We start from the raw sequence: 23,184 nt of genomic DNA on the forward strand, positions 1-23,184 counted from the left end.
AAGAGAAGAGCAGTTAAAATGCTACTCTTTTTTTAAAAAGCCCAAATGAATAGTAAGATTTTGAATTTATAGCCAGAACAAACGAATATATGCACTTCATATTGTATTGAGGTGTGTATGTCTGATCGCGTTGAGTTTAAGTGGGATGCTCCGTTAGAAATTACAGATAAGCAGAATGGAGATAAACTCCTTGAAGCTTTTCCTGAAGACAAACTTGATCGTGTTAAGTATGCAAACTTCCTTACTCGATTTTTAGCTGCTCAAGGCTATGACACAGAAAATCAAGAAAAGCATAACTACGTATTAAACCTCAATTCCGAATGGGGTTCAGTAAGACATACTTCCTTCGTCGCTGGGCTGAAGACCTCAAAAAACACTACCCTGCTGTCTACGTTGATGCTTGGAAACAAGACTACTCTGACGATCCGCTCATGACTGTGATCTCTTCAATGATTAAGCAGTTGAGAGAACAGGCTGGTAAAGACGCAGATAAGGCTGTCTTTAAAGCTCCCCGTAAATTAGTTGGTTTATTAAAGGCTGCAGCTCCAAGTGTGGTTGGCGGGCTAACAAAGCGTTACCTCGGTATTGACCCTGTAGCAATTATGAATGCCGCTGATGACGGAGAAGTTGGCGAGGTGCTTGATGAAAATGGAGAGCCTCTTAAAGATGAAAACGGAAAGCCTATCGACATGGGAGCTGCTGCATCTAAGATGGTTAAACATTTGATTGATGAGCATGATGCGAAGGCTTCTACAATAGAAAGTTTAAAGAAGAATGTTGAGCAATGGGTTGAAGCTGTTGTTGGCAAAGATCAAGAGAAGAAAGAAGACGAACTTAAACGTACATATCCTGCCTTTGTCTTTATTGATGAGTTAGACCGTTGTAGACCAAGTTATGCTGTAGAAATGCTTGAGACGATTAAGCACATCTTCGATATTCCCGGTGTTGTCTTTGTCGTGGCTACGGATACTGAGCAATTGCAACACGCAGTTAAGGCAATCTATGGTGATGGTTTTGAGGCCAGAGTGTACTTAGGTCGTTTTTTTAATAGCCGCTATACATTGAAAGAGTCCACTTTTAAGAATTTACTTCCAGTTCACTGTGATATTAGTCGATTGACACCGAGTGCTCTTGAGTCTCGAGGTATTGTTTATTGGCCGAAGGTTGAAAATGATGATGACGCAATTAGTAATATCACAAATATTTACGAAGGTTTTAGTCTATCGGCAAGACAAGCAATACAGATAACTGAAAGGTTGATTATAACATTAGGGAGCTTTGTTAAAGGTGAGTATGTCAACATTTGTTATTTGTGCGTACTTTTATGTATAAGAGAAAAGGACGTTTCCGTTTTTTCTGGCATCATAAAGAAAGACCTTCCAGATAATAACCATCATCTAGATCAAAATTATCAATCGTTGATGTCGCTACTTGATAACAAAAGACAAATAAGCTTTTATGTGGAGCCTAAAGAATTGATTCAGGATTTTAGCTCTCACTGCCGAGTATCAAACAATAATCGAAGCATAAATCGCTATCAAGATGCGAAATATGACATTTCCATTATGGCGTTTTTACGCCAAGTACATGGTCACTATATCTGTGGGAAATCTAAAAACCTTGAACAATCCGTAAAGGCTTTATACGACGAACAGGAAAGAAACTCTGGGAACATTGGCGCAAATAAAGCTAGTCATTGGGCTAATGTATCATGCGGCTTGGAAAATGAAGAATACAAACACACAACATACCTATATAAAGACCTCGTAGAACTAGCTTCAGCAATCGACTGGATAGACGGTGAAGACGAAGCATAAACCAAAGCTGATTCTGATCGCAGCACTAAGCCTCCTCAATAGCTTATCTCTTAGTGCTGCTAACACATATCAAGATATAACCATCCCTGCGAAGGCCGTTGTCTCAATCTATGACGGAGATAGCTTTTGCATAGACATACCAGACAACCTAAAGCTTATCGGCCGGAATGTACCCGTGCGAGTATTGGGAATAGACACGCCAGAGTGCAAGGTAAGTTGTCAGGGATGTGTCTTTGGGCAATGAACTTTACGTCTTAGCCTTGCGCGGTCTTATGACGGTGGAAAGAGAGCCAGTAGTCATAGCTCTCTTATCGAACCTTCGTATTATTCTCTGCTACCAGTGAAGCGATAGACCCTTTTGACAACTTTTCGTCCTTGGCCTCCAAGAGACATTGAAGCCGACACCCCATCGGTATTGGCGCTAAGACCACCCTTACCTTCACCTTCGTAATATTCCTCAATCTCGACTTCGACCGCATTCTCTATGCGGTGTGCAATTGCGAGTTCTTGAGCTACTTGGGCTTGCATCTTGGCCATGTGGAGGGAGATTTCTTGGCGTTTAGCTTCCTCTTCTAGTGTCGATATCTCACCGCTAGTTGAAGCTTTTTCTATACCTAATGCGGCCTCTAAAAGAACGCCAGCTACAGGACTAATGAGTGGTGTTGTTTTCATAAGAACATCTAAGGTCTTTTCTTTGAACTGACTATTTGTTGAAGAAACCATGTTTATCACGCTAATTAGAATTTAATTAGGCTGACTATACCAAAACAAACGGAATCTAAACCGTGATGTTTGTCCTGTCGATAATCATTAGTCTGCCCCTTTGTTCATTGTTATAACAGGTATAAAAAAGCGTTCGCTATAAATAACGAACGCTTTCCATTCTAACGTTACATCAAGCTACACGAGCAAAATCAACTCACGGCTTATTGCCCGAGTTCCGTTTTGGTTGCTGAGCCCAAAGGTGATTCGGCGGTAATAGCTACTAAAAATGCTTTCAAGGCTTCGGCTTCTTGATAGGTTAAATTTAATGGCCTGATCTTCTCTGATAGCTTGGGATAATTTGGATCGTATTTACTCCATCCAAAAGCGGCGTTACTTGCCATACCTTCTGAATACATCGAAATGACACCATCAATAGTATCCACTAAACCATTATGAAACCACGGGCCATGATTCATTACATCACGCAGTGAAGGGGTTTTAAATAGCCCTACATCATGGCTATTGCCGCTTACATTGTATTTACCTAAGTCTTCATAAAATGCTTTGTAATAGGTTAAACCAACATTTTCAAACTTATGATTGGTAAATTCAGACCCCATATGACAATTGGCACAACGTCCATTTCGGCGATAAATATCTAACCCCCACAACGCTTGGTCAGACAAGGCATCTGTTTTGCCTAACTCAGCCTCTTTGACAAAACGATCAAACTGACTCGGTTTGCTAATAATCGTTCGCTGAAAAGTTGCTAATGCCATAGCTAGTTGCTCTTGAGTGATCGCTCCTTCACCAAATACATCATCAAACTGTTTCGGGTAATTTGGATGGGCGTTTAATTTCATCACCAAGTTGGGTAACGTTTCTGCCATTTCTAATGGATCTTGAATCGGCATCAACGCCTGTTGCTCCAATGTTGCAGCTCGTCCATCCCAGAACAATTGAGGTAAAAATGCGCTGTTAACTATGGTTGGTGCATTGCGCTTGCCACGCTGGCGATCATGACCAATAGAGACTTCTCTACCATCCCCCCACCCTTTTTTCGGTTCATGGCAACTTGCGCAGGCGACATCCTGAGCCTGAGAAAGAAACGGGTCGAAAAATAGCTTTTTCCCTAATGCCACTTTCTTTTCATCATAAGGATTATGATTTGGGAAAACAGGATGAGGCATAGTGCCAAGTTCTTGATAACCACCAATATCATCCACAAAAGGAGCGGGCCAATGATAAGAGTGAGTCGCATAAGCTTGTCTCAAGCGAGTAATATCAGGCTTAGTATGATTCCTAACTGAACGCGGGTCCTCTGTTGCGCGAGGCTCAAACTCACTCGCAATCAGTAGTAGCTTAGCTGTTTGCGTTGCTTGATTCTGAGCTAACAAAGGTGAAGGTTGCAGCGTTGCTGCCAATGGCAATGTTATCGTGCCGTATCCAGTTTCAGCTTTCGCTGACGTTGCACTAGGTAATGACGCTGTAACCCAGTAATCTCCAGCAGTTGGCGAGTTTAATGACGTTGAATACAACAATTGGTACTCACCCCCACTCACTTGCTGATGCATTAATAATGCAAGTTCATCAGCAGTGGGTAAGCGCCAATCACTACGGCCACACTGCTTTGAGCTATTAATCACTTGCAACGCCGCTTCTATCGAGCATTCAGTTTGACCACAGTTGGTCACACTAGAATCACTCGCGTAATCGCGTGAAGTGCTTGTCGCATCACTGCTATTTGGCGTTAGCCAATATACATATGAGAAACGCTTATCACGCAAGTACAAGTTGTCACGAACCAAACCTCGCATATCATCAAGACAACGCCATGGTGAATCCTGATAATTATCCTGCTGACGATTACGTGCGAGTGGTTGCCCGGCATTATCTAATCGAATAAAGCTGGTCTCTTCCGCTTGCGGCTTTATCTGTTGATTGGGTAACGATGTATCACGGTAGTTACCACTCACCAACATAACAGAAGCAGGCTTGCGCTTATTCTGGCTCAACGATTTCTTGCGGTTGGCACCAAAGCTATAACGATAAGCAATATTTTCTGCTTGCTGCGCACTGGCATCATTTTGAAGCCAGTAAGTTTCAAAGCCAACATGTGGAAAGAAGAATGGATCAATCGCTGCCTGATTATTATCCAAGGCAAAATCTTGTTCGCTGGTCAAATTTTGCATTTCATAAGCATACGGTAAACGCCAATCTGTTTTACCACACCATTGCTGTTGGTTGGCATAATCAATGAGGTTATTGGTTGTACATGCTTTACCACTCAAGGTATTTGAGAGCGAACAATCAGCAGAAAAACCAGGTAATGTCGCTTCCCAGTTTTGCCACGAGAATGTCTCAGTATTAGGGTGAATAGCCGTTAGCCAAGTGACACCATGATGCGTTTCTGCATCTGATACGCATTGCCATACCTTTTCCGCCGCTTGATCGTTAACTGCTACAACAGAAAAACGGGGGGTTGGTTTATTTACACGGATCATCCAGCCAATGGTTTCTGCCGACGGACCATCAATAAGCTCTAGCTTAAATTGATCTGCACCTGATAGTGCTAACGGTGCTTGATAAATAACGAGTCCATTAGCAACACTCACATTTCCCAGCGTTGCGGGCTGAATAACACGTAATTTTTGCCCGGCCTTCAACTTATACTGATAAGAAAAAGTATCACCTTGCGTTACTTGATGCTTAACAGACTTCTTTCCTTTATCTGGCTGAGTTGGATCTGGCGTATCAGGTTTCGTCGTATCGGGTTTAGAGCCTGTCGATGATGTCGTGTTACCCGCTGAATTATCAGAACCATTACAGCCTGCTAGCAACAAAAGCGCTGTTAACGAAACAGCGCCAATAAAGGTAATTGAACGACTCATTTCTGTTTTACCGATGTCGAAATAAGACGTACACGGAAGCGTTCTGAGTGTAATTTGCCACTACTTTCAGACCATTCATTTTGGAACGCAACAGCCATATTTTTGTTTTTTGGATCGGCATAAAACTCAGTCGCCGTCCAGTAATAGCTGTCGAACCCTACTACTGTGTCATTTAAGATGCTCTTGGTATAACCCGCACGGTAGGACATATCTTCCATTCCGTACGCCAAGCTATCAATTAGAAGTGATTTAAGTTCAGATTCAGATGGCAGGCGCCAATCATTACGACCACATAAGGTTTGTGTATTAACGGTTTTAGCATAGGCTTGCGCTTGCGCTAATGTCATCAAAGGTGCTGCGCTATCAATACGCTGCCATAAGATGTCAGTATTCGGCACCACAGTTTTGAAGAAGTTATCAGTAGAACACGCCCATTTAGAGGCGTCTTGGTCACGTAGTGGCTGACCCGCTACACCATTCTTGATAAAACGCTTTTTCCACTCATTATCTTCATCACCGGCTTTATTAACTTCAGATTTTAACGGCGCTGTTATTTCACCCGTCGAGTTATCCGATTCATCAGGTATAACCGCCCCACTCACTAACATTGCAAATCGAGGCTCATTGGTTGAACGAGGTGACATTTTTTCGTATGCGAAGTCGCTGCCCATCCACATCACTAGCGCATCACCAACAGTTTTATTCGAGCCTTGCCAATCACCATCAGGACCTTCATGACCATTTAAATAAATGGTAAAGTGATTGGTCCAATAAGCTTCATCATAATTCGCATCAAGGTAGGGGAAGAAGAAACGATCAATCGGTGATTGGCGCTTTTCTTCGTTCAACATCTCTGTTGTTAATACAGTCTTCCATTCATTACGTGTCGGCATTCGCCAATCTGTTTTGCCACATAACTTTTGTGCATTTGCTATTTCCGCTAAATTATCGGTATTACAATCTTTATCAAGCGCACAACTTGCCGACATGTAGTCACGGTGATGTTGTGTTCTCTCCCCCCAGTAATAAGTTGAATCAAATGCAAAGTCACCATTTGCTTGCAAGACCTGCCAAGTTAAATCTGAACTTGCATCGGTTACACATGACCAATCACTTTTGTCGCGCGTAAGTACTTGCAGATCAGAAGCTAACGCACCACCTGCTGCATCTAACTTGGTAAAACGAGGAACAATCGTATTCTCATCTTTTTGGAACAAGGGCAATGTATACCCTAAGACTTGATACGGCTTATCACCCACTTGGTAATTTATTTTAAAATGATAATTCTGCTCAGAAGCCAAACGTGAATGTATTACCGAGCTTTTTGGATCGCTAGAATTAACATTGCGAGCTTCAGGTGAATCTATAATCGCTTTTGCTTGCTGAGCTGACTTATTAACCTTGCTACTACTCGTAAGCTCAAACACCATTTCACCAGAGGCTTGATCAATATAAGCTCGACCAAAATTAGTTTTAATATTTGTCACATTCGCCGCTGTTAATGCTGAAATCCCCGGCGCGTCGAAGGTCACGCGGTTAATCGCGATTGATTTAACTTGATCGGCAGTGAGCTCTGTTATCTGCTCTTTATCATTTGTATCAGGTTGAGTGGGCTGTACGGGTTTAGTCGGTTGTGACGGAATTGAAGGCTGTTGGGTAACGGGTGTTTTGTTATCACTGTGGTTACACCCTGACAGTAAAGTCGCAGCAATAAATACTAATGGTTGGCTGATTTTCATATTATAGTTCTATTGTTTTTTGTTGAGCGGCGCAGAGTATACTCAAGAAAAACCAATTGCAAATAGAAATCAATATCATTCGCTATTAGATCACAATAATAAAGCACCGTCCTAATATTGATTTAGTAAATAGGAAGCCAAGCAGCACACAGTGTCAATAGTACCGAAAAGATGGGAAATGGAGAGTCTTCATAATGCTATTGCTAGCGATTGGGGATAGTGGCTTTGGTACAAATCCCCTCTAAGCCAAACGCATACGAAAAAGCCCAGCATTTCTGCTGGGCTTTTTCTAATATGGCGGAGAGATAGGGATTTACTGCTCGCAAGCTCGCGCCCTTCGGGCTATTGCCTTTTCGCGCCTTCGGCACGGGCAATGTGCTTTCGCTTCGCTCAGGTGAACCCTGCCTAGGGTTCGGCACCCTATCTCTAATTCACAAAATTTAGACGAAAAAAAACCGCTGAAATTTCAGCGGTTTTTTAAAAATGGCGGAGAGATAGGGATTTGAACCCTAGGACGGGATAAACCGCCGCCGGTTTTCAAGACCGGTGCTTTCGACCACTCAGCCATCTCTCCATGAGGCGTATAATAAGGGGTTCGCTAAAACCTGTAAAGCAGAAATAAGCCCTAAAAAGCTCACCCGCACAATAAGCAAGCAAGATGCGAGTAATACGTCGATATTCACACCTCTCAGCCAAAGAAAACCGCTACTAACAAAACCATCAAAAAGATGACACCTGTCACTTTTAGCAATAATGCTAACTGACGTGTTCCCCCTTTGGGTGCTTGATTACAACATCCCATGTTAATTCCCCCTTTCTCTCACCAATGCAAAAACGGTACACCTTCCAGCTAATGGAAGGTCAAGAGTGACTTTACCGCTCAAAGCAATCAACAACGTTAGATAAAAAGAAAATAGCGAAGTAACACTATGGGGTGCTCATAGTTAGAGCATCTAAGCCAACAGACAAATAACAAACGAAACGCCACTTATTAAAACCAAGCAAAACCCTGAAATACGGCTTTGCTTAGTTGAAGACCCTGACATTAAAATAAAAAGATTACTTCTTATTTAAAAAGAACACATGCTCATTATTATCACGATTATGAGTCACCCACTTTTTAACCGGCCGATACCCAGAAGCACTCACCTCAACATAATAGCTATCAGGTTGTAATAACATGCCATCTTGATATTTTGGCTTAATATTAAGAATCCGAATTCTATTCTCTGATACATTTGAACGTACAAACATCGCCACCTTACCATTTACAACCTTAGGTTCAGTTTGTTTATATTGATCGATACTTAATAATGGGTAAATTTTTTCATCCCAATCATTAATTGGTTTCAGTACGTGTTTTTCAAACAGAGAAAAAACATGGAAGTTTTTATCAAAAGCCATACCGATAGGCTGAATACTCGGCTGAGAATGAAGCACCCATGTAATAGCGGATGACGTCAATGGCGACACACTGTTATCAATAGATTTCAGGAAATATGCGGTTGTTGAACCTTCATCTGTAAACTTAGAATTTCCCATCAATAATGGGACCGAGAAAATAGCGATAATAACAGCTAGCGCAGCAACATGGTTCATTCGCTTGCTTTTCGACGTACTAACCTCGTTTTCGCCATAACTTAATAATGCCCAAAACTTAAACGGTAACTTAAAGAAAGTTATAAGCACTAAAAACAACGACAAGCTCATTGATATAGGGGGAACAATGATAGAACGAAGTGCACTCTTCCCTTCATTTTCATACAAGCCACCATCTTCGAACCTAACAACGGAAGAGTTAATATAAGCAAGCCATTTGTCACGTTCGCGCTGTACATTCACTAAGGTGACGTTCTTATAGAACTGCTTATTGTTCCACGTCGTCAATACAGGGTTAACATAATATTCTTCACCCATGCTCTGTTTTATCTGATTTTGAATGCTTGAGTGCTTTTGGAACTGATTAAAGTTAAGGCCTGGAGGAATACTAAGATCCCGCTTCGCCATTTCTTTATTCCACTTTCTTTTGGCTTTATCTCTGGTGGTGGTTCTTACTGCATTCTTGAACGCTGTCACATCATTAATGGTCCAGTTAGTAGCTAACTGAACCCCTTTATTTTTACTTTTTCTCACAATATTACGCGCAGTAATCTTGTGATGTCTAAACTGTGAAAAGGTAGCAATTCCCATGGAATAACCTGTTTCAGACTTAAATTCCCCTTTCATTAAGTTCAATATGTTAGGTACATAGTCGCTAGGTTTACTGGAATAAACGAGATGCTGGTCCTGCTCTCCCCCATCACCGGTTGCCAACTCAAGACCAGCAAGTACAGCTGACAGGCCTAAGGTTAAAATAGTCTCACTAACTGTTGTTGTGCCCTTAACTCGTCCCTTTTCAGTTACCAGCCAATAATTCATTTCTTTGTAAGGAAGGCCATATTTCGCTAAACCTTGGCGGTAATGACTTTCAACCGTTTTAATACATTTGTTCTGATGCTTAATATTGCTATAACGGCTTATGCAGTTATTCTTTTCATCAAAAGCTTGAGATATTTTAGGTGCCAACTCTTGTGCTTTGCCTTCCGCTCGCATCAAATAGGATTTTTCAGCCGATTGATAACGCTTCCAGCCTTTCAAAACATCGCTTTCAACATTACTCCAAGCTTTATTGGCTTCATTATGGCGAGAAGCAACCGCATCGTTATATTGTTTATTGGCTTGCTTATAATCGCCCCATGCAACATGTACATCTTTTCGCATATCTCGATACACGGCATAGTCTTCATCGAACCGTGCCCCTGCACGATTCAAAAGATACTTTTCTAGAATCGCATTTTTTTGCTTATCCACATCGTTTATAAAACTGTCATTGCTGTAAATAAGCCCCCCCATTAATGCAAGAAAGGTCATTTCGTGGGCAGAGGTTGCATGTTCAGGTTCAAATGGAATGCCTTCTATCCGTAATGCATTTTGCGCCAAACTTGAACGAAGTACATTAGACATAAAGGCATTTTGTCTTTGTTCTGCGCTAGATGAATCAATAATAAAATAATCCACCAGCCATTTTTGACCAAAGAAAGTAGTAGGCCAAACAATAAGCGCAACGACCACCATAGCTGGAATTGCCGTTCTTTTTTGCGCAGCCACGCGCCCAGAGACAAGCAAATCAATCATTAATAAGGTAACACCAATACCTGATATGGCACGGCCAAAAAGCTCTGTAATATGTAATGTTTCATCCGAAAGACCCGATGAACCCGCTACCTCTACAAGTTTTGCATTGAAAATGACTTCAGGTATCAAGTAAATCAGTGACATTGCGAATAAGAATAGCGCAAGCCATTTAGGTTTTGATTGCATAGCGTTTTTTACTCAGGAATAACAATATGGATAGGATCGAACACAACATTTAAATCGGTGTCGGCAGGTATTTCAGGCTCGGCAATAAAAACGGCTTTCTTCGTTACCTTCTTAACCACTCTCTTAGGCATTGTTAATGATTTAACTTCACCATCAATTGCTAAGTAGTAGCCATTTTTTAAATAATCACCTTGAATCTCAAGTGCCGAAAAATCACCATTTCTTGGAAGTTGGCTGATTTTTTTCCCTTGGTCGGTCATTGGCAAATAACCACCGTTCTCAGAAATCAAACGAGGAAAGAGAGACGCACACACTTTATATTTAGATGTCGTTACGTCAGCAACATCTGGTAAGAGTTTATTTTTGCTAGCTAAAGATTGCAATGTGCTGATATGGTAATCATCACCATTGATTGAGTAAGTCGACACTGAAAGGTTATTTGCTTTTGCACGCTGATAAATGGTTGAGTGTTTAGCATAGCTACGAATATCAACATGCAATCCCGCGTTGCTTCCCAACTTTCTCGCGACTTCTGTCGCGCTAATCTTAGGGTGATTTTGCTTTGCTAATGCTCTATCTATCGCCCGATTTGATGAACCTCGATTGCGCTGATACATCTTATCATTGGATATTGCCTGCCTGATTGAGCGTTTATAGCGTTGAGCTGAGAGACTATCGGGCCCCCACACATAGCCCAAATAAACCTCATCATCTAATCCTCTTAGATGCTGCAGTTGATATAGTTTTCCTGAAGTAAAGAAGTACGATCCTGATGCTAACGAGCGCTTCACTATACGGTTAAGTTCGCTCAGCTGGTCAAGCGTCGCATCACCTTGAATGTTAATGGCTAACCGCTGATGAGCTAGATACGGATCCCACGTATTGGCAATCTCTTTAATTGAAGGAATACGATCATCCGTTAGTTGCCCGTCGCGATCTCGCAGCCGCAGTTTTGACAAATCGTTAGTCGACAACTCATAGAACTTCTTTCGGTGTCCTTGTTTATTTGCCGCAGCTCGGCCTGTTTCGTCATCGTGATAAGCAAACCAATCCCCTGCTTTCGTTACCCTCGCACTAATGTTGACAACATCAAAGCCATTACGGCTTGCATACTCAAGTGCATCCAGCGAGTTTTCACTAAACCTCGCATCACCTCGTTCGACACCTATATCTAGTGGACATGTTTGATTAAAAAAACCAAGATCGCCGCCTAGTGTTAAATACAGATTTCGATCCGTTAAAGCATATTGAGAGTCGACTAAAGTACGGGTATCAAGGCTTTCACTACCATATTTTGCGCCCTCTGCATTATCAGGATAATGACTAAGCAATTGAAAACGATCACCTTCTGGCTTTTGCGGTGAAGTACAGCCTTGTAGTAATAAAAATACCAACAAAGGAAACAGTGAATAACGTGTAAACATAATTAATTAGATAGGTTCTATATGAGTGTAAGTGGCGCTCAATGCTTCTTGAAACAAATGGCGGTTATCACAGTAGTCTTTTTCAAATTTCAGCCCGCTCTTTTGAGACTGCTGGCCCAATGCATTTTTCCGTTCAGCGGCCTCCTGTGTGTAAACACATTGCTCTTCGTCTGCATAACAGATCAGTAAAAGATCATGGAGATGTTGAAATAATTGCTGACAAGCATCCGCATTTTCTATTTGGTCTGAAAAAGACTGAATAACCGAATTTTGGTGCGCATCTATTGGGGCTAGATACCGACGTTCGGCATTGATTGCAGCGTTGTCGGCCCAAATAGCTCGAATTGTTCGTACATCTTCTTTGAAGACAGACACTTGATAACGCACACTCTCAAGCTCTGACAGTAATGCGTCACAAGATGTTTTATGATAGTGATGCTCAAAACTAGGCATATATGCTCCTTATTCCGTCCGTAGGGGCTGATCAAATGCAGCTAACAAATCTGATTTTGATTTTAGCGAACGTTTAAGCTGGTAATTGACTGTCTCTAGTTCTTCTAATGATGTATTGGCGTTACGTAGCTCAATGAAATTGCTGTCATTACGCTGATGGAGTAAAGCCAATTTTTGGCTTAGTACTGAACATTGGGATTGCATTTTTTTATATTTAATTTCAATCGCATCAATGCCTTCGGCAACCCCATCCAAGTTACGGCTCTCATCTAAAAAGAATCGGTAAGAGCGATTAGATCGCTCTTGTTGCTGATAAGCGACTTCTCTTACATGTTCTGAATTTGCTAACGCCGCTCTGCTGCCCTCGACTTGATAAACGGCTTTCTTTAACTCAGCTTCTGCCTGCTTTAATGCCGCTAGCGCCTTATTTTCGATTGCCACAAACTTATTCATGGTGGATTTCGCTGCAGACTCAGCCCTTTGCGCTGCAGCCGTACATGGCCCTCTGCGCTCTACACGCTTAGTACCATCTGGTTGCGTGACCTCGACATGAGAAACTTGCTCTTGCAAACTCCTAAGACTTGACAGTGCACTAGCATGTTCGGCTCTGGCTTTATCTGCTGAAACACGTGCTTCTTGGTACTGCACTCTCACAACATTAACGGCAGCACGTGCCCTCGATTCCCATTGCTTAGCCTTACTCAGTTGGTCAGCCCAAAATGAAACTAATTTAGCGCCGACACGCGTGTTTTCAGCCGACTCTTCTTTCAACGCCGCTAATCTTGTTTTGTTCTCATTGTTTTTTTGACGCTGTTCTTTCACATCACCTTTTAATGCAGAAAGGACAGTCACCCAAGATTCAACACGCATTTCATTCGCAGCAAGATCTGAAGCCGCCCTTTCTGCATGCTCCACCGTTAAATTGTGGAGATCATCTGCACCCTGCAAAAACTCGTTTAAGAAATACTGGCTTTGCTCTAATTGATGCTTAAGTTCACCAAACTGATAAATCAGCAATACAGGGCTCATTGTTCCCCCCTAGACGCTTTATCTGAATGAACGGCCAATGAAGCGATCCTGTCTACATGCTCCTGAACTTGCACACCACAAGCCGATATCTGCTGAAAATACGTTTCAGTATCTTCAGCACCAACGCCATGATAGGTATCTTTAAGCGCTAACCATTGGCCTTGCAACTCATCAGCAGCTTCATACAAACTTGTGCCTAGCACTTGGGTAGCTCGTAAAATTGTTTCTCGTGCATGCTGGCGCTTTTGAATCTCGTTATTCTTCATTGAGGTACCTTCTTAATATCGAGAGGCGATGAGAAACTACATCGGTTATATCTGGCACAAGACGAGATAGAAGGAGAAGATCCCCCTCTAATTCACGTAACGCAGGTTCTAAATAACGTCGATCGTCTTCGTCTAATAAAGGAAGGTTCTCCTCAATTAACGCCAGCCAAGCTGACTGGCGTTTTTGAAAAACTTCCTGAAACTCAACCAAGCCATCAACGAATCGATGCATCTTTTCTTCAGTTTCATTCAGAGACATGATTACTCCCAATCAGACATTCGGTTGAACAAGTGATCCATCTTGGCTTTATGATCATCAATATCGTTAAAGAAATAAGGTTTGAAATGATTCGGTCGATTTTGGGTATGGTCAACATAGAGCGCATTGACCGGGTTTTTACCATCTACCTGCAGTTGAGACGCAGACCTCACTTTCAGCAAAGAGAAACTGTCATCTTCCGACATTTGCAGCGCCACTTTATGACGAACATTGTCGATATCGTGGCGATTAAACACTTTCTGTAACGCGCGCACACTATCGCTCGCTATCACAAGGTGAATACCAAATTCAGCACCTGCATCCAAAATCTGGATAAGTTTTTTAGCCGTATCCGATGGTTCATTCACGCCGAATTTACCTGCTTTCATTTGCAATTCAGTCGCACGCTGAAAATCATTACAGAAGATAAAAATCGATGGGAGTTCACCAACTTCGTCTTCATACAGTCCACGCCTTTGCTCTAATGTCTCATGAACTTCCGTGATTTTTTCTTCAAATTCACGCGCTTTTTCTAACACGGTGACAGCAGATTGCTGAGGCACACTGCATGACATCGCACCATGCCAAGGTGAACCTTTAATGCTGCGTTCATAAACCACAGCTTCGTACCGGTCAGGGGAAAAGTTCAGTGGTAGTTGTGCTAAAGCAGCGCTCATCATCCCCAAGCGAGCTTCATTACTCTCACCGGTGATCAAAATATGCTCATGTGGGCGACGACGAATAATTACATTTGCATGACCATGGATATTCAGCTCTTGGCCTAACCAAAAAACAGCTGGAGACTCAACGGCATACCACTCTTTCTCGCCTAACCCACCAAGATGTGGCGACGTATTAGCAAATTGTGTCCAAGCTTGTTCACTTGGTCGAGAGGCATGATTGAGTAACTGCGCTAATTGAGGGTTATGGCGTAATTCTGGTTGGCCTGAACCATCTAATAAAATGGCTTTGTGAAGGCAATCGAGCGCTTTATGTTGTTGCCATTTCTGTGCTAATTGCTGGATCAATGCGCTGCGGGAATCGTTATCTAAGAAGGCAACTCGACCCGCCACATTACGTTCATCGTCACCAGCTCCATCGTTAACAACAGCCTGACCAGGTTCCTTACACGCGCGTAGTAAACGCTTACCGTTATGTCCAAATTCTTGCAGCGAGGTGACATCTGCCGATGTCATTTTCATCCCTACTCGTAAATGGATGTTACCGAATATATGCTGCTGCTTTTGCATTCCCGGCGCACCAAAACGCTGGGAACCAACGAACATATGAATACCTGCACTTCGGGCTTGCGCCGCTAATTTGTACATCAGCTCAGAACCCACACCGTCCCGATCATCCTCGAACAACACTTGGTATTCATCGACAATCAGCATAATGCGCGGCAGTTTTCCTTCGGGCGAACCTGCTTCACGGTAACCACCGAAGTTCGTTACACCTAAGCGTTGGAACAGTTCATTGCGTCTTTCCATCTCTTGGGTAAGTTCATCAACAACACTACGAGCAAGTTGAGGGGATGTTTTGAGTGAGACCACTTTGGCATGCGGTAAATCCGAGTATGACTGAAACTCGACCCCTTGCTTGCCATCAATAAGATAGAACTCAAGTTCTTCTGGTGAATACTGGCAAGCCAGACCCATAATAAACGCATGGTAAAGGTAAGATTTACCTGCACCCGTGGTTGCGCCAAGCATACCGTGAGAGCTACTTCGGCCATCTTTGCTTTCACCAAACCATATTTCAAGGTCGTTCATCTTAGAGCCAGAACCACCAATTGCAGAACGTAGTTCGTTCGATGCATCACCCTGCCACATGTCAGCGTTTACTGTACTCACAACATCAGTAAAGGCTAACTTACGTTCTTGGGGTTTAGCTTGAGATAAGCTATCGAAAAAACGGGTAATAACATCGTCAGTTAATTTTTCGCTGTAGTTTGTTTCGCTATCATTTGTTGTACTTAGTTGATCTACGACTTGGCGCTGAGCAACAACATTATAGCGAGACTTAAACATATCCAACGATGTGCCATTAGGGTAGTTTTGTTCGTTATCTAAATGAAGAATGACGTACTTGCCTGTATCGGTCGCGTTATTCGCAATAGATGCTAGCAACTCAATCGCACGGCGGTCATAGCCTGACGGGAAGTTTGCCGCAACAATAAACTCAAAACGTTCATTGCTACGAATAGTCTCGTCTACATCATGTAATCTTTGTGTAGTCTGATCTAAGAAAGTCTGACGGATACGCAAAGCATCATCTTCAATCTCTTCAAGTACCTTACAAATGTCTTTCTCTATCATTCTTTTATAAGGAATATTTTTATTGTAGAGAAAAGATTTACCGCCATTTGCCGGGTCTAACAAACTAAACTGACTCGTGTATGGCATAGTGGCATTCAAGCGAATAACCAGTTTATGTACTTCATTAATTGCATCATCATTGCCACGATTGCCAATAACAAAACAATTCGATGTCGATAAAAATGGCATCATAGCCGGTATATTGACCTTTCTACCGTCAGGTAAAGCCAAGCCTTGATACCCAACAACAACATCATATGGCATTAGCTGCTCATCAAAGGTATAGCCTGACCAATCAACTTTGCATAACTCTGCTTGTAGCGGTGCTGGCAGTGCTTCTAGCGCATTGCGTAAAGAAGCGCAGCTCGCTAACTCTTGTTCACTTAAGCGGATAAGAAGATCGTCACAATATTGCGGGAGAGACTCAGCATGAGATGATGCGCAATTGGCTAATTCATCGTAAGACGTTAACCATTGACCTTTGGTGTCACAGAATGTGCGATTCGCTGATACTGCCTGTTCTTTAAGTGCATCCCACGAGACATACGCTTCGCCATTTTTTCCCGATTTTGCTTCAAGGGACTTTTCGATTTCTTTTTGAGTAAACATGATTATCCCACTTGCTTAGAAATAAACGCCGCAACAGCCGCCATAAAAAGACCAGTGCAAAGTAGCTTTTTCATCATTGCATTTCGTTTTAACTTTGCAGCTTGTGAGGCTTCAGCTGCTGCGATTTCAAGCACTTTCTTTTCAGCTTCCATCTGTGTTTGTTTCTGGTCTAACACTCGCGTGCTTTCAACATAGGCCTGATGCCCTCTAAGCAATTGCTTTGACAGCTCACAGAAATCGGCACTAAGACGCTGATGTTTCGCATATGCTTCTGGCTGAGATGCATGATACTCATCAGCCATTCTTTTACTCATTAAATTCGAGCCAATCTTCTCTGCTATTTGAGGCAGTGCTTTCTCCGCCAAAAATAGTTCGTATGACGTTTTATTTTTACCACGCATCTCATTAATACTTCCTACATAACTTGTTACGTTAGAAGCTGCTTTTTCTGCTTGTTGCTTTTGTTGAGATACTGCTTGGACTTCCTTAATTAAATCATCAATATGGTTGTTTACGACCTGAGGCGACATCAAACCTTTCACTCCCTTCAATCCTTATTCTCTTAATCTTTACAGCATTATTGGCTGACTCACTAAACCAATAATCCTGTTAAAGGTATTTAATATTCAACGCTAATCACTGCATTCTAGATATTTAAATTCACCGCTAGTATTGATGGATAAACCACCACTATTATTAATGCAGTGCATCAATAATATTAATACCCATAGGGAATTATCCTGGGGTCGCGCTGATACCAGTACGGTACAATTCTTACCTGCAGCTGGGAATATTCACACGCAACCTTAGACAAATCATTTAATAGCATAGCTAATAGCATGCCTAAGTAAGGTCAACTAATAACCATTAGTGCCTTTATTAGAAAATAAATATGTAAATATACACACTGACTATTCAAGTTAATGGCTTAAATAAAGCAATTCCTACTGAACAATAACCCATCAAATATAGATAATTTAAGCGCTGAGTTTTGATATGAAAAATACAAGTACTTAGTATGCATATACTTATATATTTTGACATTTTGTCAATAAGCGAAACCCCCAAACGATCAATAATTAATCAATTTGAACAATATAAATAATTTTAAAATAATTTTCGCTTAATGCTAATTTTTCCGTACCTTTACCACCAGAGTCAAAATGAGGACTATAGCGAGCATATCGACACCGAATAGGAATTCAATATGAGCTACGACAACGCAATTAATGCAGAGCGCATTAAAAACCAGATGAAAAATAAAACCCTAGGAATTGTAATGAGCTGCATTTTACCAGGCGCAGGTCATATTTACAGTGGTTCTCCGATTAAGGGGATTATTATTATGATTCTGTTTATTGCTTGTATGGTGACCTCTTTCCTAATCGCCCCACTCTTCATTGCGTTCATCCTTTGGCTATGGGGTATGTTCTCCGTTAACAAAGAAATCATTGCTTTTAATGAAGCTTTGCTTACCTCTGAATTGAACCAAACATCGCCACAATAACTTTACCAAAACCATTAAAAGAGCATTAAAATCAAATGAATAGAATTATAAATAGCGCTAAATACTGTGCATTACCTCTTGTTGTCCTTCTGGTTGGTTGTGGTTCTGAGCTACCGTCAGAAAAGGAAGCACAAGCCGCATTCGAAAACTCAATTAAAGAAAACTTGGGTGATACAGCCCAAATTACATTCGACAATTTTGACTTATCAGAATGTAAAGCCGTTGAGGAAAAAGAAGGTAGTGATGTCAAATGTAATGTCAAAGCCGATGCACAAGTAAAAGGGATGATTATGGGTGTTGCCGCAGATGAATCTAACCAGATTGACGACAACTTCACTTTCCGAAATATCGATGGCACATGGGAATTGGTTTAATATTTAATTAAATTGAGTACTAGAGCTGATTATAGTTCTAGTGCTTTTTACTAATATAGTGCATCCTCAATGCCAAATATTATAAAATCGCATTTTTTTACTTTTACCCTATCATTAAATATACACTCAAATATTATTTTACAGAACTTAAAACTGTAAAATCACACTTCCGCCTTTGCAAAGAAAAACCACGCTATATATAACTAAGCTTCACGTTTAAAAAACCACCACTTATATTGTTATTACGCGTTTCCGCTTGCGCATGGCTATATTTATCTACAGACTTATAGGACACAAAGCCTAACCTTCCATATAAAACAATTACCGCATGAAAGATAAGCAATGCCTTTTACAAGCACATAATGCGACTGAAATACTCGCAGGTTGGCAATCTCGTGACAAAGAGAAATCAAATGCCTTTTTCATTACCGCTTATCAAGATATTTATAGCATCATTCAAGGATTGCTCTGATAAAAATAAACCCGTTGAGACTATCTTTATTCAAGCGAGTGCAACCGAACTCACGCATGAAGCAATTGTTAAGTTAAATAAATGGCGAAACGATGAAACACCATTTACTCACCGTAAAGAGTTTGTAGATTATGTGCGCCGCTCTGTATGGCATTTGCTCTTTAGTGAACATGAAGCAAAACAGATTAAAGACGATAAGAAAAAGGACTATGCTGATATTGAACAATTAAGGTCGACGGTACACATTCCAGACTTATCTCTAAGTCGAGACTTATACTTGGTTTTAAATAAGCTGAGAGAGCGCTACCCCTCTCAAGCTGATGCATTTGAATATAAGCATTTTTCCGCATCGACAAATAAAGAAATTGCCATGCTGCAGAACGTAACAGAGCGAACAGTGAATAACCGCCTGTTATTTGCAACCAACTATCTTAGAAAAGCCTTATCATAGTGGAAGCCTCTGACCTTTATGCCGATCTGCTAGAGTTAACACCAGAACAGCAAAAAATCCAGATTAATAAGATCAGGGAGCGTGATAAGACGCTTGCTGAAGATCTAGAATCCATGCTCATGTTTTCTAGTGGAAACCTCACAGTAACGAGCAATGACCTTTTCTCTTTCCAGACAAATCAGAAAGCGGCGCCTGACTTCATAGGTAAAGAAGTCATGGGATTTAAAATAGTCAAAATACTTTCCGAAGGTGGTGCAACAGGGCAAGTATATCTAGCTGTTCAGACTATCGTATCGCCAGAAACATCAGAGCAAAACCGCCACTATGCTGCAGTAAAAATACTCAGAGGTAGCGTTCTCACTTTACGTGAACGCCAGCGCTTGTTTTATAGAGAAGCAAGTAACTTAACAGCACTTAATAATCCTTATATTTGTAAACTTTATGGTTCAGGTGAGATTGACGGGGCACTTTGTATCGTCACTGAATTTGTAAACGGAAACCAGCTAGATACCTTTCTTTTGGCATCTCGCCCATCAAAAACAAAGCGGCTTAAATTACTGCAACAATTATTAGATGGTATGGCCTACGCTCATCGCCACGGGCTTTATCATGGTGATTTAAAGCCTCAGAACTTACTTGTGGATGAGCAAAGCAACATCAAAATCATTGATTTAGGTTTTTCTAAACGACTTGATGATATTCCTCCTCTTAACGACAAAGTAGAAGAAGACTACATCAATGCCTTTTCTCACCACTGGAGTCCACCAGAACAAAAGCTTGGAATTTGGTATCGTTCTCGATCTGACATTTACTCACTAGGTGTATTGTTTTTTTACTTACTCTCAGAGGGAAAACACACTGAAACAGACTTACCCCTTGATTCTGAACCGCGCATACCTTACCTGATTGCCAATGGTTTTTGCCGTGAGAGCACTGCCATTATAACGAAAGCCATTCACCCAGACGCAGAAAAAAGATACCGAGATGCTGATGAGATGCGGGAGGATGTAGATCGATGGCTAAAGGGCTATCCTGTTAATGCCTATTCGCAAAAGCTTACCTATAGAATACAAAAACGTGTATTGCGCCATCCTCTGATCTCAGGAACATTAGTCAGTGCAGCCTTACTTCTACTAATAGGCTCAGTCTCGTTCATACACAAACACTTTGATCTCATCGCAGAAAAACAAACGACCGATGAGGTGATTGAACAGTTATCAAATGTCTTATTATTTTCGCAACCCGCGCTTTTTCACTCCTTTGAAAGCCCGACAATAGTTAGCCTGTACTTGCACGCATCGACTCAGTGGCTTGATTCGCACCATATGCTGACTGCTGGTGCTCACTTCCAAACGGGCAAAGTACTTGTCATGGGGCTACAAGCTCTGCAGGAATACAAGATCGCAGGTACTCTACTTTCTATCTTATCCAAGCATCAAGTGCGTTATAGCAGTGACGAACAAGCTGACATTAAGGTTTTGCAGTTAAAAAATAGTCGGGGGATTATGATCTCGACACCTGATTGCCAACAGCAGAAGCCAATAGAAAGTGAGAGTGACTTTTGCCCAAAACAGACGCTTGCCACTGAAAACTGGCATTACTTGGCGAAGTCTTCTCATAGGACTAGCAATGACTGGAGGTTGTTTGCAGAGTTGATTCAATATCCACACAGTGAGCCATTGCAACACCAAACTTTGATTCAAGAGATCACTGGCGAAATTCTGGATTCAGCCGCGCAGGATCGCCAAACCTGGTCACAGCTCGCATTTGATGAAAAGCATGACATCTTAATGCTTCTCTCTAATCAATATGTCACTAGCACCGTCCACATTCCCGAGCACATGAAGCATGCAGTCATTACTTTTTTAGAAGACTGGATTCAAAGTACCTCTACGGCAAGCAATAAATACAGGGCTGCTAACTTGGCCAAAAATATTGCTTATGGCTTTAACCTTGTGGAGAAAGCACAGCACTTTTCAGATTTATACCAATCGCTAAGGGCAAAAGCACTGCCCCTCAACACCAAAACCTTGTCCTTTGAGCCTCTAACTATGGTGGATCTTCGCGATCCAGAAAAGTCTAAGGCTTCGCTCCGAGCCGTTGAAAAGAGCATCATCAGCAAGTATGGCGAAACAGTAGCACTATCCAGTAATGCCATTAATTCTTTAGCCAGTGCGTATTTACTCTTAGGCGATATCCAGAAAGCAAATGAGGTTTTGCAATTAGACGAGTCTACACACTTTCAAATAAGTGCTGAAATCCAACCTCTGTTTACTACAGCACCGTCGCAGATGATCGTCGCTATTTTTCAGCGCGACTGGCAAAGTTTTCACCAAGCTTTTAATACATATAAAGCACTTTCGATGGCACAAGATGATCAGCGGCTGCTGACTCTTGATCCCTACTTTGAATTGTTTGAGACGTTACTCAAGGAACGTGAAGTAAAGCAATCAAGCTTGATGCTTCAAGATGCACTTCCTGAGCATCTTGATTGGCTGGAAAAAAACGTCTATCTCCACTATGCCACCCGAATAACAGGTCATCATAGCCAAAGTCATGCCTTCTTTTCGAGGCTATTAAATCACCAAAGTACCGATAAAGCAGTTGCACGAATCATAAGTACAGCACCTTTGATGGAAGAAGCTATAACCTGTTATGCACAGCAACTATTACAAGCAGGATATACCCAGCGCAGCATAAATCTGTTGGTCAATTTACTTGCAAGAAAAACCAATAATCATCCGTCAGATTTCACCAAGATGCAGGTGTTATTTTTAGCCAATGGATACCTTCAAAATAATAATACCGCAGCCGCTCTACAGCTCTGGCAAGACTATAAGTTAAGCCCCCAGCAGTTTTCTTATCGCTCAGATCTATATAAGTTGGCTGTTTCTATCCAGAAGGTCTCACGCCTATAACCCGTTAAAACGAGTATCTAGATTGTATTACCTACCGATATTCATGCATACAAAAAAGCCAGCAATTAAGCTGGCTTCTTTAAAGATGGCGGAGCGCTTTAGGTATGGCGGATTTGATTCAAAGCCTTTATGCGCCTTCGGCACGGGCAATGTGCTTTCGCTTCGCTCAGGTGAACCCTGATCTAGGGTTCGGCACCCTATCTCTAGTCATAAAATTCAGACGAAAAAAAACCGCTGAAATTTCAGCGGTTTTTTCTAATGTGGCGGAGAGATAGGGATTTGAACCCTAGGACGGGATAAACCGCCGCCGGTTTTCAAGACCGGTGCTTTCGACCACTCAGCCATCTCTCCATGGGGCGTATATTACGAACATCGGAGGATGCTGTAAAGCCCAAATACACCAATCGATGTAATTTTATACAACCAAATCAGACTTTTACGCACGAGACATCCTTTGTTATCATTAAATTAACCACGGCAAATAAATGATAACAATTTACTCAGTAAGCACGGAGCTCAATTCGCCACATCATACAAAAAAGGCAGCATCACCTAAGTAACACTGCCTTTCTCTTACTGCTAATTTGCAGTC

The 23,184-nt window shown here is 41.7% G+C and carries 17 protein-coding genes and 2 tRNA genes; 6 read left to right on the forward strand and 13 right to left on the reverse strand.

The annotated features are described in order from the left end of the window. Positions 1-117 precede the first annotated feature (117 nt). The gene (locus OCU87_RS10830; RefSeq protein ID WP_261858397.1) at positions 118-435 is read left to right on the forward strand and encodes a hypothetical protein; all 318 of its coding nucleotides are present in this window, start codon (positions 118-120) and stop codon (positions 433-435) included. Next, positions 321-1,817: a KAP family P-loop NTPase fold protein gene (locus tag OCU87_RS10835; RefSeq protein WP_261857110.1), complete on the forward strand. Its 1,497-nt coding sequence runs from the start codon at positions 321-323 to the stop codon at positions 1,815-1,817. Before OCU87_RS10830 ends, OCU87_RS10835 begins: the two co-directional genes overlap by 115 nt. Positions 1,818-2,141: 324 nt before the next feature. On the opposite strand, the gene OCU87_RS10840 is transcribed toward OCU87_RS10835, so the two are convergent. The 12 genes from OCU87_RS10840 to OCU87_RS10895 form a co-directional block, all read right to left on the reverse strand. Then, a complete protein-coding gene (locus tag OCU87_RS10840; protein ID WP_261857111.1) occupies positions 2,142-2,540 on the reverse strand; it encodes a hypothetical protein in 399 nt (132 codons plus the stop codon). A 203-nt stretch (positions 2,541-2,743) separates the two neighbouring features. Further along, positions 2,744-5,413 (reverse strand): cytochrome c peroxidase, encoded by a 2,670-nt coding sequence (locus OCU87_RS10845; RefSeq protein ID WP_261857112.1) that lies wholly within the window; start codon positions 5,411-5,413, stop codon positions 2,744-2,746. Next, a complete protein-coding gene (locus OCU87_RS10850; RefSeq protein WP_261857113.1) occupies positions 5,410-7,152 on the reverse strand; it encodes a DUF1566 domain-containing protein in 1,743 nt (580 codons plus the stop codon). Before OCU87_RS10850 ends, OCU87_RS10845 begins: the two co-directional genes overlap by 4 nt. Before the next feature lie 484 nt (positions 7,153-7,636). Next, positions 7,637-7,726, reverse strand: a tRNA-Ser gene (locus tag OCU87_RS10855). 485 nt (positions 7,727-8,211) lie between these two features. After that, positions 8,212-10,512, reverse strand: a complete 2,301-nt coding sequence (locus OCU87_RS10860; RefSeq protein WP_261857114.1) for a hypothetical protein — start codon at positions 10,510-10,512, stop codon at positions 8,212-8,214. Between the two features lie 8 nt (positions 10,513-10,520). Then, positions 10,521-11,936, reverse strand: coding sequence for a glycerophosphodiester phosphodiesterase family protein (locus OCU87_RS10865; protein WP_261857115.1), 1,416 nt, complete (start codon positions 11,934-11,936; stop codon positions 10,521-10,523). A gap of 6 nt (positions 11,937-11,942) precedes the next feature. Next, entirely contained in the window at positions 11,943-12,389 is a 447-nt protein-coding gene (locus OCU87_RS10870) for a hypothetical protein (protein ID WP_261857116.1), read from the reverse strand. Positions 12,390-12,398: 9 nt separating this feature from the next. Beyond that, a complete protein-coding gene (locus OCU87_RS10875) occupies positions 12,399-13,418 on the reverse strand; it encodes a hypothetical protein (RefSeq protein ID WP_261857117.1) in 1,020 nt (339 codons plus the stop codon). Beyond that, complete coding sequence (locus OCU87_RS10880) at positions 13,415-13,684, reverse strand: hypothetical protein (RefSeq protein ID WP_261857118.1); 270 nt, start codon at positions 13,682-13,684, stop codon at positions 13,415-13,417. The genes OCU87_RS10875 and OCU87_RS10880 overlap by 4 nt, the downstream gene beginning before the upstream one ends. Next, a complete protein-coding gene (locus OCU87_RS10885) occupies positions 13,674-13,943 on the reverse strand; it encodes a hypothetical protein (protein WP_261857119.1) in 270 nt (89 codons plus the stop codon). The genes OCU87_RS10880 and OCU87_RS10885 overlap by 11 nt, the downstream gene beginning before the upstream one ends. Before the next feature lie 2 nt (positions 13,944-13,945). Next, the gene (locus OCU87_RS10890) at positions 13,946-16,870 is read right to left on the reverse strand and encodes an FtsK/SpoIIIE domain-containing protein (RefSeq protein WP_261857120.1); all 2,925 of its coding nucleotides are present in this window, start codon (positions 16,868-16,870) and stop codon (positions 13,946-13,948) included. A gap of 2 nt (positions 16,871-16,872) precedes the next feature. Next, positions 16,873-17,412 (reverse strand): hypothetical protein, encoded by a 540-nt coding sequence (locus OCU87_RS10895; RefSeq protein ID WP_261857121.1) that lies wholly within the window; start codon positions 17,410-17,412, stop codon positions 16,873-16,875. Positions 17,413-18,077: 665 nt separating this feature from the next. On the opposite strand from OCU87_RS10895, the gene OCU87_RS10900 reads away from it, so the two are divergent. The 4 genes from OCU87_RS10900 (at position 18,078) to OCU87_RS10915 (ending at position 22,592) form a co-directional block, all read left to right on the forward strand. Beyond that, positions 18,078-18,377 carry a hypothetical protein gene (locus tag OCU87_RS10900; RefSeq protein WP_261857122.1) on the forward strand — a complete coding sequence of 100 codons (300 nt, stop codon included), beginning with the start codon at positions 18,078-18,080 and terminating at the stop codon, positions 18,375-18,377. A gap of 35 nt (positions 18,378-18,412) precedes the next feature. After that, positions 18,413-18,751 carry a hypothetical protein gene (locus OCU87_RS10905; protein ID WP_062690875.1) on the forward strand — a complete coding sequence of 113 codons (339 nt, stop codon included), beginning with the start codon at positions 18,413-18,415 and terminating at the stop codon, positions 18,749-18,751. A gap of 413 nt (positions 18,752-19,164) precedes the next feature. After that, on the forward strand, positions 19,165-19,674 hold the full coding sequence (locus OCU87_RS10910; RefSeq protein ID WP_261857123.1) for an ECF-type sigma factor: 510 nt from the start codon (positions 19,165-19,167) through the stop codon (positions 19,672-19,674). Next, positions 19,674-22,592, forward strand: a complete 2,919-nt coding sequence (locus OCU87_RS10915) for a serine/threonine protein kinase (protein ID WP_261857124.1) — start codon at positions 19,674-19,676, stop codon at positions 22,590-22,592. Before OCU87_RS10910 ends, OCU87_RS10915 begins: the two co-directional genes overlap by 1 nt. A 261-nt stretch (positions 22,593-22,853) precedes the next feature. Here OCU87_RS10915 and OCU87_RS10920 read toward each other — a convergent pair. Beyond that, positions 22,854-22,943: transfer RNA gene (locus tag OCU87_RS10920), tRNA-Ser, on the reverse strand. Positions 22,944-23,184: the final 241 nt, after the last annotated feature.

Origin of the sequence: Photobacterium sanguinicancri (genome assembly GCF_024346675.1) — a bacterium.
In the GTDB taxonomy this organism is placed as follows: Bacteria; Pseudomonadota; Gammaproteobacteria; order Enterobacterales; family Vibrionaceae; genus Photobacterium; species Photobacterium sanguinicancri.